Here is a 12,837-nt window from a genome sequence, read left to right as displayed (position 1 = left end):
GCCCCCGATGACCACCTTTTCACCCGACATCTCCTGCGCGCAAACCCTTCCCCAGCTTTTCTCCAACCGGGTGGCCCTGACCCCCGACGCCCCCGCGTACCGCCTCTACGACCTTGCCACCCAGGCCTGGTCTGATCTGAGCTGGGCGCAGACCGCCAAGCAGGTGGCCTCGTGGACGCAGGCCCTGGCCGCCATGCAGTTGCCCGCAGGCGCGCGCGTGGCCATTTTGTTGCCCAATGGTCTGCACGCCGTGTGCGCCGACCAGTCCACGCTGGCCGCCGGCTGCGTGCCGGTGCCGCTGCACGCCATTGATAACCCAGGCAGCATTGCCTATATCCTTCAAGACAGCGATGCCTCCGTGCTCATCGTGGGCCAGGCGGCGCAGTGGGAGCAGATCCGTGCCGTGGGTACCGCCTTTCCTGCGCTGCGCGCTGTGGTGGTAACGGACGAAGACCCGGCGCTGAAACTCCGCCCCACCCCTTCCGACGGCCCCGCCCTGGGCTCGCTCGCGCAGTGGCTGGGCGATGCCGGGCAGCCACTGGCGGCGCCGGTGCCTATCCCTCCAGGCCCAGACGACCTCGCCGCCATCGTCTACACCTCGGGCACTACGGGCAAGCCCAAGGGCGTGATGCTGACGCATCGCAACGTGGTCAGCGATGTGCAGGCCGTGCTGGAGCGCATTGCACCCACGCAGGACGACGTTTTTCTGTCGTTCCTGCCGCTGTCGCACACCTTCGAGCGCACGGGGGGCTACTACCTCCCCATCGCTGCGGGCTGCTGTGTGGCCTTTGCACGATCGGTGGCGTTGTTGGCCGACGACCTGAAAATCATCCGTCCCACGGTGCTGGTCTCGGTGCCGCGCATCTACGAGCGCGTTCACGCCAAGCTACTTGAGATGTTGTCGCCCACGCCCTGGAAGATGCAGCTCTATGAAGCCGCGCAGTCCAAAGGCTGGCAGCGTTTTTGCCGCGCACAAGGCCTGCCGCCACCCGCGCACGACGAAGCATTGGGCGGCTGGATGAACCTGCTGCCCTGGCCCGCGCTGCAGGCCTTGGTGGCAAAACCACTGCTGGCGCAGTTCGGCGGGCGTGTGCGTGTGGCGGTCAGCGGCGGTGCACCGCTCTCGCCCACCATTGCCAAGTGCTTTCTGGGCCTGGGCCTGCCACTGGTGCAGGGCTACGGCATGACGGAAACCTCCCCCGTGGTCTGCGTGAACACCGTGCACGACAACGACCCCGCCAGCGTGGGCCGTGCGCTTCCCGGTGTAGAGGTGCGCATTGGCGAGAACCGCGAGCTGCAGGTGCGCGGCTCCATCGTGATGAAAGGCTACTGGAAGCGCCCCGACGACACGGCCAGAATCCTGGCTACCGACGGTTGGCTGGGCACGGGCGACCAGGCCGACATCGTGGACGGCCGTATCTACATCCGGGGGCGTATCAAGGAGATCATCGTCACCTCGACCGGTGAAAAAATCCCGCCGGGCGACTTGGAACTGGCCCTGCAATCCGACCCCCTGCTCGAACAAACCTTCGTGGTGGGCGAAAACCGCCCGTTCATCGCCTGCGTGGCGGTGCTCAAGAGCGACGAATGGCTGCGCTTGGCTGAGAGCCTGGGGCTGGACCCGAAAGATCCGGACAGCCTGAACAACGCCGCAGTGCACCGTGCCATCCTGGCGCGCATTGAAATCAACACCGCCAGCTTTCCGCGCTACGCCGTGCCCCGCACCGTGTACTGCACACTGGAGCCGTGGACGACAGAAAACGGCTTCATGACGCCCACGCTCAAGCTCAAGCGCAACAATTTGATGGCCTATTTCGCGCAAGCCATCGAAGGCATGTACCAAAAGCCCGGGGGGCGTTAAGCACTGCTTTGCCCGTGGCCGCATGAACTTAAGGCCTCATGCGGCCACGGCCTCCCCCGCGCATTCCGTGGCGTAGGCCTGACCAAACCGGTTGCCGAGAAAATCCTGCAGCGCCACAGACTCTTGGCCGACAAAGCCCTTTTGCGGCAACTTGCCCTGGGCGACCAGATCCAGCGCCGTGCAGATCCCGGCTGCCGTGGTGCGCTGGATGGCGCTCAGCCGGTGGCCGTCCACCTCGGTGCCCACAATCCGGGCCGAGTACGAGTCTTGCACCAACCGCCCGCCGCGCAGGCCCGAGGCGCTGGCGAACACCACGATCACATCCTGCTCGGTGGTGGGAATGGCGGCCTCGAAAATTTCCTTGAGCAGATCGCGCCGGTCGCGCAGGCGCAGGTCGTTGAGCAACAGTTTAAGAATCGCGCAATGGCCGGGGTAGCGGATGGACTTGTAATCCACCTGCCGCGCACGCCCCGCCAGGGTTTCGGTCAGCGTGCCCAGACCGCCCGAGGTGTTGAAGGCCTCGTACTCCACGCCATCGAGCGCAAAAGTCTCCAGGCCGTCGAGCGCTGCAACGGTAGTGGTCTGGCTGTCCACAATGGCCTCGCAGGGGTTGCAGTACTCGTTGATCAGGCCCTCGGTGCTCCAGGTGAGGTTGTAGCGCAGCGCCCCTTGCGGGTAGCGCGGCAGTGCGCCCACGCGCATGCGCAGGCTGTGAAGCTCGTCGAAGCGACGTGCCAGATCGTGTCCGACAATGCCGATGAAGCCTGGCGCCAGACCGCACTGGGGCATGAGCACGCTGCGCGCACCCTTGGCCAGGGCGCGGATGGCCTGGGTACTTTGCACGTCCTCGGTCAGGTCAAAGTAGTGCACGCCTGCTTGCACACACTGCGTGGCCACCCCCACGGCGCAGTGGAAGGGCAGCGCGTTGAGCACTGCATAGCGGCCACTAATGGCGGTTTGCAAGGCCGCATCGTCAGGCATTGCCAGCGTTTGCAGGCCCAGCGCAGCAACTGGTTTCAGGCGCGCCACATCGCGGTCGGCCACCAGAATGTCGTAATCGCCGCTGCGTGCAAGCAGCAAGGCCATGGCAAAACCTATATGGCCGGCGCCCAGGATGGTGATGAAACGGCGTTTGGGGGTCATGGTGTGTCTCCTTGTTTTTGGGGTGGCGCTGCCGTGCAGCACGCTTTGATGCTACGGCCCAGAGGTGTCAATGTGTAGTGTAAAAATCGTCGATTAATGAGCTTATATTCGTCATAAATACGAAATCAACCGACGATAAATATGAACACACCTCTGGACGACACCGATCGCCAGCTCTTGAGTCTGCTGCAGGCGAACGCCCGTGAGGGCACTGCCGCTCTTGCGAGGAAGCTGGGTCTGGCCCGCACCACCGTTGTGGCGCGCATTGCGCGTTTGGAGCGCTCTGGTGTCGTTGCAGGCTATGGCGTGCGCTTGGGTGCGGGCATGGACCAAGCCACCGTGCGTGCCTGGTGCAGCTTGAGCGTATTGCCGCGAACAGCACCTGCCGTGTTGCGCATGCTTGCGGGTATGGCTGAAGTAGAAGAGGTGTCCGCCGTCAGTGGCCACTTCGACTACCTTGCATTTCTGCGCTGCAGCAGCCACGAGCAACTCGACAGCCTGCTTGATCGAATCGGCCAGATGGACGGCGTCCACAAAACCCAGACCAGCATCGTGCTCAGCCGCAAAATCGACCGGCGCAGCGTATTGGGGTGAGCCGTTGGATTGCTGCCGAGCCGAATCCAGCGCGTCCGTGATGAAAACGTAGTCAATTTGGTCACGTTTTCGTCACGTCCAGAAAGACAAAGGGCTTAGCCTTGCGGCTAAGCCCTTGAATTTACTGGTGGGACGTGCGGGGGTCGAACCCACGACAAACGGATTAAAAGTCCGCTGCTCTACCAACTGAGCTAACGTCCCATCTCTTGCTGCACGGTATCAATGCACTGCGCAGCAAAGCCTTGAATTATACATTTTTCTCGCGCTTTGCCAGCGCATCCAGCATCCAACCTGCGGCGCACATGCCAAAAGTCGCTGTCACTGCCACAGTGGAGCCGTAACCGTGGCAGTTGAGCGAGCCGTCACTTTGCGCATTGCATGAGGTATCGGGTTGCAAAACTGTTTCACGGCTGAATACGCAATGGGTGCCAATTCTCTGATCCGCCCCGCGCGGTGCCGCGTGGTGCTTGCGCAAGCGGTAACGAAGCTGTGCCAGCAAAGGGTCGTGTGTCACCTGCGCGAGGTCTGCCACTTCCACTTTGTGGGCCAAGCGCTTGCCTCCGGCAGCTCCAGAGGCGATGAAGAGCGTTCCGCAGTCGCGCGCCCAGGCGGCCATGGCAGTCTTGGCGCGCACTTGGTCGCAGGCGTCGATGACCCCGTCAACGGAGACATCGCCCAACAAGGCTGGCCAGTTGGCGGGTTCCACGAATTCCTCAACACAGTGCACGTCGCAACCCGGGTGGATGCCGGCAATCCGTTCGCGCATCGCCTGCACCTTGGCTTGACCAAACGTGGCGTCCAGAGCATGGATTTGCCGATTCACGTTCGACTCGGCAATATGGTCCAGGTCGATCAACGTGATTCGGGACACCCCACTGCGAGCCAGTGCTTCTGCTGTCCACGAGCCGACACCGCCAATGCCGACCACCACGACATGGGCGCCGGATATTCGGCGCGCACCAGCAACCCCATACAAGCGATCAAGCCCGCCAAATCGCCGCTGCAGGTCCGGCTCCCTGCTTGCGAGCCTGTTGGTGGTCACTTCATGCGCGCCAACCGCTCTTTGGCAGTCGCTGCGGCTTCCGAGCTTGGATAGACCCGGATCAGATCTTCAAGGGTCTTGCGCGCGCCCTTGGTTTCCTTCAGCTCCATCTGGCAGTTGGCGATGGACAGTGCTGCTTCTGGTGCGCGTGCGTGGTTGGGCGCATTGGCCAACAAAGTCTTGAAGTTGGTGACCGCGTCTTTGTAGTTGCGGGTTGCGTACTGTGCGTTGCCGAGCCAGAAACGTGCTGAAGGCCCATAGCCGCTGCGCGGGTACTTGCTGATAAAGGCGCCGAAGGAATTCTGCGCATCGGCAAACTTGCTGGCTCGGAAAACCGCCATGGCGGCCTCGAAGTCCTGGGTCTCCGCAGGGTCTGCGACAAACTCCTGCCCATCAAGCGTAACTTTGCTGGGTTCGAACTTGCGCAGGCGCTCGTCCACTCCCTGCGAAATTTCTTTCTGGTGCTGTTGCAACTCGGACACGTCGCGCACCAGTTGCTCGTTCTGCCCGCGCAGTTTGGCTATTTGCACCTGCAGGCCCTCGATCTGGGTCTGCAGGTCGAGCAGGCTGCGGCGCAATTGCGCCGAATCTTCGCCCGATCGACGCAAATCGTCACCAGCGCGCTGGTTCGATTGTTGCAGCGTGTCGATGCGTTGGCGCAATTCGATGATCGCGCGCCGCGCCTCGTCATCATCAAACAGTGCAGCGTGGGCCGGGGCAGCAAGGCTCCCCACCAGCACGCAGGCAAGCGCGACAGCAGGGCCTAGGTTTCGCTTGGGGATCATTGCTTAGCGGTAGACGAGTTCAGCGCGGCGGTTCTTCGCGTAGGCCTCTTCGTTCATGGCATCGACCGCGGGCTTTTCCTTGCCAAAGCTCACCGCCTCCATCTGGCTATCGGGTACGCCCAAAAGAGCCAGCGCACGGCGCACGGCCTCAGAACGCTTCTGGCCAAGTGCCAGGTTGTATTCGCTGCCACCACGCTGGTCGGTATTGCCTTCAATCACCAGCTTGCGTGCGGTGTTGGCTTTCAAAAAGCGTGCATGGCCTTCGATGAGCGACTGGAACTCGGGCTTGATGACGTAGCTGTCGTAGTCAAAGTAAATGACGCGTGCAACCCCCACCGGGCCGGCGGCATCCCGCGCGGAGGCGTTGAGATCAACCCCTTGAACCCCGCTCTGGCCTGCATTGCCGGAATTGGCACCATTGCCCGTGGCAAGCGCGGCACCCGATTTGTCGGTTACCGGAACGTTGTCGAGGTCTACACCCGAACTGCATCCTGCCAGCACCACAAGGGCTGCTGCAAGAAAGGAAACGCGTTTGATCATGTGAATGCTCCTGAAATATCGATAGAGGTGAATTGAATAAAGTTCATTGTTTCTGGAACGGACCCCAGTCTGGCTCACGAATGTCGCCACTCTGCCCTGCCAGACGCGCTTTGATCTTGCCGTCGAGCGTGGTGGTCATGAGCGATTCACGGCCCTGTTGCTGGGTGGCGTACACGATTAAGCGGCTGTTGGGTGCAAAGCTGGGGCTCTCGTCGGCATTGGAGTCGGTGATCGAGCGCACGGTGCCATTGGTCAAATCCATCACGTGAAGCTTGAAGGCTCCGCTCATACGGGAGATGTAGGCCAGCCAGTGCCCGTCCGGGCTGAGTGCGGGCGAGATGTTGTAGCTGCCGTCGAAAGTGATGCGCTCTGGCGCACCGCCCGATACGGGCACACGGTAGATTTGCGGTGCGCCACCGCGGTCGCTGACGAAATAAATGCTTTTCCCATCGGCCGAATACACCGGCTCGGTGTCGATACCGGAGCTCTGCATGAGGCGGCGCGGTTCGCCACCGTTGGCGTCGATGGTGTACAGCTGTGAATTTCCATCGCGGCTGAGCGTCACCGCCAGACTGCGGCCGTCGGGAGCCCAGGCCGGCGCGCTGTTCGAACCGCGGAAGTTGGCAATCAGCCGGCGGCGGCCGCTCGCGACGTCGTGCACGTACACCACGGGCTTGCGCGATTCGAAGGACACATAGGCAATTTGCCCACCACTGGGCGACCAGGCCGGCGAAATAATAGGCTCGGGGCTGGCGAGCGCAGCCTGCGCATTTTCGCCATCGGCATCGGCCACCCACAAGGTGTAGCGCGAGCCAGTCTTGGTTACATAGGCCAGGCGCGTCGAGAAAATGCCCTTCTCGCCGGTGAGCTTTTCATAGACGAAGTCGGCAATGCGGTGGGCGACCAGTCGCAGGTCGGCCTGCACCACCACATAACTCTGGCCGCCCAAATCTTGCCCACGCACCACGTCCCACAGGCGAAAGCGCACGTCGTAGCGCCCATCGGCCAGACGCGTCATGCTGCCGCTGACCAGGGAATCGGCAGCCTTTTGTCGCCACAGTGCGACGTCCGGCCTGCTGGTCTCGTCCAGCAGGGCCCCGGTGGTGTCGACCGCACGAAACTGGCCACTGCGCTCCAGGTCGGCCTGGACGATGGCAGCGGCTTTTTGGGGTGCCTGGGCTTCGCCGCGAAACGGTGCAATGGCAATAGGCAGTTGCGTCAGGCCCACGCCCGAGACTTCGACACGAAACTGGGCCAGTGCAGGCAGGGTGGCCACTGCGCCGAGGCCGGCAAGCAGGAGACGCCGGGACGGCGCGAAAAAGGAGGGGGGATGAGAGCTTTGGAGTGTCATTCGCAAAAGGCAGCAGCCGTTCAGGAGACGGCTGTCAGGTATGAATGTTACACACTGCGAGCACGCTTCCCTGTCACAAATCGTTGGCAGGGCCGCAAAAAGTAGAATTGCCAGCCCATGCCCTCTACCGACCACGCCCCTGCGGCGCCGAAAAATCGCCCGCCCGAAGTGGCCCCTGCATCGCTACTGGCGCGCCTGTCGCGTCTTTCCGGCTATTTTCAAGGCCAACGCCTTGCCTGGAGCGTGGCGGTGGTGGCGACCGTGGTGGGCGCCGTCACAGAGCCATTGATTCCTGCGCTGCTCAAGCCCTTGCTTGATCGAGGGTTTACACAGGGCAACCTCCAGCTGTGGGTGGTGCCGCTTGCGATCATGGGGGTGTTCTTGGTGCGAGGAATGGCCCAGTTTGTCGGGCAATACGCGCTGGCACGCATTGCGAACGAAGGCATGCTGATCCTTCGCCAGACCTTGTTTGCGCGCTTGCTGGCAGCCGACATGGGGCTGTTTTCGCGCCAGTCGGCAAGCATGCTCTCCAATACGGTGGTGTACGAAGTGCAAACCGGGGCCACCCTGCTGGTGCAGGCACTGCTCGGGCTTTCGCGCGACGGCTTCACGCTGATCGCGCTGCTGATGTACCTGCTGTACCTCAACTGGCAGCTCACTCTGATCGTCGGCGTGGTAGTGCCGGGCGTGGCCTGGATCATGAAGACCCTCTCGCGCCGGCTATACCGCATCACCAAGACCAGCCAGCAAGCGACCGATGCCCTCGCCTACGTGGTCGAAGAAAACGTGCTGGCGCACCGCATGGTGCGGCTGCATGCGGCGCAAGCAGGCCAGTCAGAGCGTTTTGGCGTGCTCAGCCGCAACCTGCGCGGCTTGGCCATCAAGGCCACCATCGCTTCTGCCGCGATGACACCCCTCACCCAGTTACTGGCTGCCGCGGCGCTCTCGGCGGTGATCTGCACAGCACTTTGGCAAAGCCAGGGGCAAGCAGCGGTGGCGAAAGAGGTGACCGTGGGCGGGTTTGTGGCCTTTATCACCGCCATGCTGATGTTGATTGCCCCCATTCGCCGCTTGGCCGATGTGGCCAATCCGATCACACGCGGGGTCGCCGCATTGGAGCGTGGCTTGTTCTTGCTTGGCGAAACACCCGCTGAAACAGGCGGCAGCCACACCAGCGAACGGGCCCAGGGCGCCATCGCATTCGACAACGTGAGTGTGACGTTTGCAGTCGACCGCCCTCCAGCGCTCGACCGCGTGAGCTTTACCGTGCGTCCGGGTGAAATCGTCGCGTTGGTGGGCCCCTCGGGCGCTGGAAAAACCACGCTGGCCAATCTGCTGCCGCGCTTTGTCGCTTGCGATGCTGGCCAGGTGCTGCTCGATGGCCACGCGCTGGAGACTTGGGATCTGGCCAGCTTGCGCGCGCAGTTTGCCTTTGTCAGCCAGGACGTGGTGATGTTCAACGATACGCTGGCGGCCAACGTCGCACTGGGCGCCGCCCCGGACAGGGCGCGCGTACAGAGCTGCCTTGCCGCAGCCAACTTGGCCGAGCATGTGGCGGGCTTGCCGCAGGGCATGGACACACCCGTGGGCCACAACGCGACGCAACTCTCCGGCGGCCAGCGCCAGCGCCTGGCGATCGCTCGGGCGCTCTACAAGGATGCGCCCATTCTCATCCTGGACGAAGCCACGTCGGCGCTGGATACCGAGTCCGAGAGGCTGGTGCAGGACGCGCTGGCCCGGTTGATGCAGGGGCGAACCACCATCGTGATTGCCCACCGGCTCTCAACCATCGAACACGCCGACCGCGTGGTCGTCATGGACCGCGGCCATATCGTCGAGCAAGGCACGCACCAGGAATTGATGGCAATGGAAGGCTTGTACGCCCGCCTCCAGTCGCGGCCTACCCCGGGCGCGTAAACAAAGCCAGCGCTACCAGTGTCCGCGCTGCGGCTGGCGCCTGCGAATCGCGTCGGCAATGCTTTGCGCCACATCCTTGCGTTCGGCGCGCAGCGCGAAATCCACCGCAGAGAGCCGCAACTGGTTGCGCAGCGACGGGTCGGCCCCCTCGCTCAGCAGCAGTGCCACCGATTCGCTGGTGCCGTACTGTGCGGCCATCATCAGCGGCGTGCTGCCGTTGGGCGATGCCGCGTCGATATAGGCGGAATGCTCCAGCAGCAGGGAAATAATGTCCGTTTGGTACTTGCTCGATCCTGACGCTGCATAGTGCAGTGGGGTCCAACCCGGGTGGTTGATATCGGCGTCACGGGCAATCAGCGCGCGTGCCATCTCCAGTTGGCCGCGCAGCGCTGCAAACATCAAAGGGGTTTCCTGATGGGCATTGCGCAGATTGACGTTCGTCTCGGGGGCGCGAATCAGGACAGCGGCCACGCGCAGCGCATCGGCCTGCAGAGCAACGGACAGACCAGGGGTGCCGCGGGTATCGAGGCTGTTGGGGTCGAAGCCCCGGCGCAGCAAATCTTGTACGGTGCTCGCATCGTCGCGCTGGATGGCGGCAAAAAAGTCCTCGAACGAGCCTGCTCGTGCTGCCGGCATCACGAGCAGCGCGCACAGACTGATCACACCGCGCCGCCCTAGCATGCCGCCACCCGCGCAAACAGCTGATCAAAGTTGTGGCTGGTGGCCTCGGCCACCGCTTCCACGGCGATCCCCCGCACCTGTGCGATCTGCTGCGCCACATAGGGCACGTACGCAGGGGAGTTGGTCTTGCCGCGAAACGGCACTGGCGCCAGGTAGGGGCTGTCGGTTTCGATCAGCAGCCGGTCCAGCGGCACAAAGGCGGCCACGTCGCGCAGATCCTGGGCATTTTTAAAAGTGATGATGCCCGAGAACGAAATATAGAAACCCATATCGAGCGCCGCGCGCGCCACAGCCTGCGACTCGGTGAAGCAGTGGAAAACACCCCCTGCGCGGTGGGCCGCTTCGCCCTGGCTCTCTTCACGCAGAATGGCAAGCGTGTCATCTGAGGCGCTGCGGGTGTGGATGACGAGCGGAAGGCCGCAGGCGCGCGCTGCGCGGATGTGGGTACGAAAGCGTTCGCGCTGCCACCCGAGATCGGCAATGCTGCGCCCACCTTTGCGGTCCTCCATGCCGTAGTAGTCCAACCCCGTTTCGCCGATGGCCACAACGCGGGGCAGCGCGGCGCGCGTCAGCAAGTCTTGAACGCTGGGCTCCTGCACGCCTTCGTTGTCCGGGTGCACCCCGACGGAACACCAGAAGTTGTCGTGCGCCAGCGCCAGGGCATGCACGTCGGAAAATTCTTCCAGCGTGGTGCAGATGCACAGCGCCCGCTCAACTTGGGCCTGTGCCATCGCCTCGCGGATGGCGGGCAGCTGTGCCGCCAGTTCAGGAAAACTCAGATGGCAGTGGGAATCGGTAAACATGGGCACGACGCTTGGTGCGCCGGTTCAATCAACGGCGTGGCCCTCGGGCCGCACCGCGTGCAATCAAATGGTTTGCGTGGGACGCTCGGAGCCCAGGGCGGTGCCGAGGATTTCCTCGATCTTGTGCTTGAGCTGGCGTGACTTTTCGTCCTTGGGGAACTGGATGCCCACACCCTGGGTGCGGTTCCCACCAGCGCGCGCTGGCGTGACCCAGGCCACCCGACCAGCCACGGGATAGCGCTGCGTATCGTCTGGCAGCGTCAGCAGCACATAGACATCATCGCCCAACCGGTACTCGCGCGGCGTCGGCACGAAGATACCGCCCTCGACAAAAAAGGGAATGTAGGCCGCGTGCAGAGCGCCCTTTTCCTTGATGGCCAACTGCATCACACTGGGGCGGGGGGCCGTAGGGGCGGTGGGGGTACTGCTCATGGGGTATTTTGGGCGATGGCTGCGGCCGAGTGTAGGACGTTTCTCGCCTGCGCGACAAGCGCCTCCAGCATCAAGGGAACCACGAAGGGGTGGTCGGCGGTACGGGTCGCTTGCGCCAGTTCCTTGCTCCAGCGCGCCAGGACGGCAAGACCTGGCGGCGGCGGCAAATCAGCCGTTTCGAAATAGCGCGGTGCGGCGCCGGTGCTCACGACCTGCAGGTCGTGGCAGAGCTTTTGCAGCGCGGCAATGGCCTCGCTGGGGTTCCAGCCTTCCACGGCACGCACGTCGCCCCGCTGCATGGCCTTGGGGAAGGCGGCCCAGGCCGCCGGGCTGGCGCCGGCCTTGGCGAAGTTCAGTGCATCGTCTGGCCTGCCTCCGGCGGCGCGCAGCAGCACCGCAGCCACCTCGGCTGCGACGCCCTGTTGCGCCAGCCATTGCAGCACCTGCTCTTTTGGCGGCCAGTGCAGCGCGTGCGCCATGCAGCGGCTGCGGATGGTGGGCAACAAGGCGTGGGCTGCCTCGGTAGCGAGCACGAATCGGGTATCGCCAGCAGGCTCTTCCAGGGTTTTCAGCAGGGCGTTGGCGGTGATGGCGTTCATCTGTTCGGCCGGGTAGACCACCACCACCTTGCCACGCCCGCGTGCGCTGGTGCGCTGGGCGAACTCGACGGCGTCGCGCATGGCGTCCACGCGGATTTCGCGGCTGGGCTTGCGCTTCTTGTCGTCGATGTCGGCCTGGGCCTTTTCGGGCAGCGGCCAGCCGCGCGCGAGCATGTCCGTCTCGGGCATCAGCACCGCCAGGTCGGCGTGGGCGTGCACGCCAATGGCGTGGCAGCTGGGGCACTGGCCGCAGGCACCTTCGGCGCCAGGCGCTTCGCACAGCCAGGCACGGGCCAGCTCCATCGCCAGCGTGAACTGGCCCAGTCCCGAAGGGCCGTGCAGCAACCAGGCATGGCCCCGCTGCGCCAGCAACTGTGTGCGCTGGCTGGCAAGCCACGGTGGCACGCTCACTTTGGCCCTCCATTGGCAGCCACCATGATGGCCAGCCAGCCACGGCGCACCAGGGCGTTGGTGAGCTGCTGCCACACGGCGTGGCGCGATTGCGCCCCATCGATACGCACAAAGCGCTCTGGCGCGGCCTGGGCACGGGCGGCATAGCCCTGGGCCACACGCTCGAAGAAAGCGGCATCCTGCGCCTCGAACCGGTCGGGTGCGCGTGCCAAGGCCAGGCGTTCAGCGGCGACTGCAGGCGCCACATCGAACCACAACGTGAGGTCAGGTTCCAGCATCAAATCAGGCTCTACCGCAATGCCTGTCTGCACCATGCGCTCCAGAAGTGATAGCGTTTCCAGGCTAAAGCCGCGCCCGGCGCCCTGGTAGGCAAAGGTGGCGTCGGTAAAGCGGTCGCACAGCACCACCTCGCCGCGCGCCAGGGCGGGCGCAATCACCTGGCAGATATGGTCGCGCCGGGCGGCAAACACCAGCAGGGCTTCGGTCAAGGCGTCCATGGTGCGGTTCAGCAGCAGCTCGCGCAGCGACTCGGCCAGCTCGGTGCCGCCCGGCTCGCGCGTACGCGCCACCGTGCGCCCCTGGGCACGAAAGGCGTCGGCCAGCGGTTCGATGTGCGAGGACTTGCCGGCACCATCGATGCCCTCGAAGCTGATGAATAAACCTCTGGTTGCCATGCGG

The 12,837-nt window shown here is 63.8% G+C and carries 13 protein-coding genes and 1 tRNA gene; 3 read left to right on the top strand and 11 right to left on the bottom strand.

The window, feature by feature from the left end:
- The first annotated feature begins 7 nt into the window (after positions 1-7).
- Positions 8-1,861, top strand: a complete 1,854-nt coding sequence (locus D3F03_RS01540) for an AMP-dependent synthetase/ligase (RefSeq protein WP_119107610.1) — start codon at positions 8-10, stop codon at positions 1,859-1,861.
- Positions 1,862-1,897: 36 nt separating this feature from the next.
- Here the strand turns inward: D3F03_RS01540 and D3F03_RS01535 are convergent, their stop codons facing one another.
- Positions 1,898-3,004: a saccharopine dehydrogenase family protein gene (locus D3F03_RS01535; protein WP_119107609.1), complete on the bottom strand. Its 1,107-nt coding sequence runs from the start codon at positions 3,002-3,004 to the stop codon at positions 1,898-1,900.
- Positions 3,005-3,145: 141 nt separating this feature from the next.
- Between D3F03_RS01535 and D3F03_RS01530 the strand changes: the two genes are divergently transcribed.
- Positions 3,146-3,598, top strand: coding sequence for an Lrp/AsnC family transcriptional regulator (locus D3F03_RS01530; RefSeq protein ID WP_119107608.1), 453 nt, complete (start codon positions 3,146-3,148; stop codon positions 3,596-3,598).
- Positions 3,599-3,723: 125 nt separating this feature from the next.
- Here the strand turns inward: D3F03_RS01530 and D3F03_RS01525 are convergent.
- The 5 genes from D3F03_RS01525 to tolB form a co-directional block, all read right to left on the bottom strand.
- Positions 3,724-3,799, bottom strand: a tRNA-Lys gene (locus D3F03_RS01525).
- Positions 3,800-3,845: 46 nt separating this feature from the next.
- Positions 3,846-4,640, bottom strand: coding sequence for a tRNA threonylcarbamoyladenosine dehydratase (locus tag D3F03_RS01520; protein WP_119107607.1), 795 nt, complete (start codon positions 4,638-4,640; stop codon positions 3,846-3,848).
- The gene (gene ybgF, locus D3F03_RS01515; protein WP_119107606.1) at positions 4,637-5,425 is read right to left on the bottom strand and encodes a tol-pal system protein YbgF; all 789 of its coding nucleotides are present in this window, start codon (positions 5,423-5,425) and stop codon (positions 4,637-4,639) included. Before ybgF ends, D3F03_RS01520 begins: the two co-directional genes overlap by 4 nt.
- Before the next feature lie 3 nt (positions 5,426-5,428).
- Positions 5,429-5,965 (bottom strand): peptidoglycan-associated lipoprotein Pal, encoded by a 537-nt coding sequence (gene pal / locus D3F03_RS01510; RefSeq protein WP_119107605.1) that lies wholly within the window; start codon positions 5,963-5,965, stop codon positions 5,429-5,431.
- A gap of 43 nt (positions 5,966-6,008) precedes the next feature.
- Positions 6,009-7,316 carry a Tol-Pal system beta propeller repeat protein TolB gene (tolB, locus tag D3F03_RS01505; RefSeq protein ID WP_119107604.1) on the bottom strand — a complete coding sequence of 436 codons (1,308 nt, stop codon included), beginning with the start codon at positions 7,314-7,316 and terminating at the stop codon, positions 6,009-6,011.
- A gap of 117 nt (positions 7,317-7,433) precedes the next feature.
- Between tolB and msbA the strand changes: the two genes are divergently transcribed.
- Positions 7,434-9,233 carry a lipid A export permease/ATP-binding protein MsbA gene (gene msbA, locus D3F03_RS01500; protein ID WP_119107603.1) on the top strand — a complete coding sequence of 600 codons (1,800 nt, stop codon included), beginning with the start codon at positions 7,434-7,436 and terminating at the stop codon, positions 9,231-9,233.
- Between the two features lie 12 nt (positions 9,234-9,245).
- On the opposite strand, the gene D3F03_RS01495 is transcribed toward msbA, so the two are convergent.
- The 5 genes from D3F03_RS01495 to tmk all read right to left on the bottom strand — a co-directional run bounded on the left by D3F03_RS01495 (position 9,246) and on the right by tmk (position 12,833).
- The gene (locus tag D3F03_RS01495) at positions 9,246-9,914 is read right to left on the bottom strand and encodes an ankyrin repeat domain-containing protein (protein WP_119107602.1); all 669 of its coding nucleotides are present in this window, start codon (positions 9,912-9,914) and stop codon (positions 9,246-9,248) included.
- A complete protein-coding gene (locus D3F03_RS01490; protein WP_119107601.1) occupies positions 9,908-10,717 on the bottom strand; it encodes a TatD family hydrolase in 810 nt (269 codons plus the stop codon). Before D3F03_RS01490 ends, D3F03_RS01495 begins: the two co-directional genes overlap by 7 nt.
- A gap of 63 nt (positions 10,718-10,780) precedes the next feature.
- Positions 10,781-11,149: a PilZ domain-containing protein gene (locus D3F03_RS01485; RefSeq protein ID WP_119107600.1), complete on the bottom strand. Its 369-nt coding sequence runs from the start codon at positions 11,147-11,149 to the stop codon at positions 10,781-10,783.
- On the bottom strand, positions 11,146-12,159 hold the full coding sequence (gene holB, locus D3F03_RS01480) for a DNA polymerase III subunit delta' (RefSeq protein WP_119107599.1): 1,014 nt from the start codon (positions 12,157-12,159) through the stop codon (positions 11,146-11,148). Before holB ends, D3F03_RS01485 begins: the two co-directional genes overlap by 4 nt.
- Positions 12,156-12,833 (bottom strand): dTMP kinase, encoded by a 678-nt coding sequence (gene tmk / locus D3F03_RS01475; protein ID WP_119107598.1) that lies wholly within the window; start codon positions 12,831-12,833, stop codon positions 12,156-12,158. Before tmk ends, holB begins: the two co-directional genes overlap by 4 nt.
- Between the last annotated feature and the right edge of the window lie 4 nt (positions 12,834-12,837).

It is taken from the genome of Simplicispira hankyongi (genome assembly GCF_003570885.1).
In the GTDB taxonomy this organism is placed as follows: domain Bacteria; phylum Pseudomonadota; class Gammaproteobacteria; order Burkholderiales; family Burkholderiaceae_C; genus Simplicispira; species Simplicispira hankyongi.
Note: the sequence above shows the minus strand (reverse complement) of the source record. Positions and strands in the feature narration are given on the sequence as shown.

Coding starts and splice junctions, on each gene's coding strand:
- D3F03_RS01535 (WP_119107609.1), bottom strand. CDS start 3,004: ATGACCCCCAAACGCCGTTTCATCACCATCCTGGGCGCCGGCCATATA.
- D3F03_RS01490 (WP_119107601.1), bottom strand. CDS start 10,717: ATGTTTACCGATTCCCACTGCCATCTGAGTTTTCCTGAACTGGCGGCA.
- tolB (WP_119107604.1), bottom strand. CDS start 7,316: ATGACACTCCAAAGCTCTCATCCCCCCTCCTTTTTCGCGCCGTCCCGG.
- D3F03_RS01530 (WP_119107608.1), top strand. CDS start 3,146: ATGAACACACCTCTGGACGACACCGATCGCCAGCTCTTGAGTCTGCTG.
- pal (WP_119107605.1), bottom strand. CDS start 5,965: ATGATCAAACGCGTTTCCTTTCTTGCAGCAGCCCTTGTGGTGCTGGCA.
- D3F03_RS01495 (WP_119107602.1), bottom strand. CDS start 9,914: ATGCTAGGGCGGCGCGGTGTGATCAGTCTGTGCGCGCTGCTCGTGATG.
- D3F03_RS01485 (WP_119107600.1), bottom strand. CDS start 11,149: ATGAGCAGTACCCCCACCGCCCCTACGGCCCCCCGCCCCAGTGTGATG.
- ybgF (WP_119107606.1), bottom strand. CDS start 5,425: ATGATCCCCAAGCGAAACCTAGGCCCTGCTGTCGCGCTTGCCTGCGTG.
- tmk (WP_119107598.1), bottom strand. CDS start 12,833: ATGGCAACCAGAGGTTTATTCATCAGCTTCGAGGGCATCGATGGTGCC.
- msbA (WP_119107603.1), top strand. CDS start 7,434: ATGCCCTCTACCGACCACGCCCCTGCGGCGCCGAAAAATCGCCCGCCC.
- D3F03_RS01540 (WP_119107610.1), top strand. CDS start 8: ATGACCACCTTTTCACCCGACATCTCCTGCGCGCAAACCCTTCCCCAG.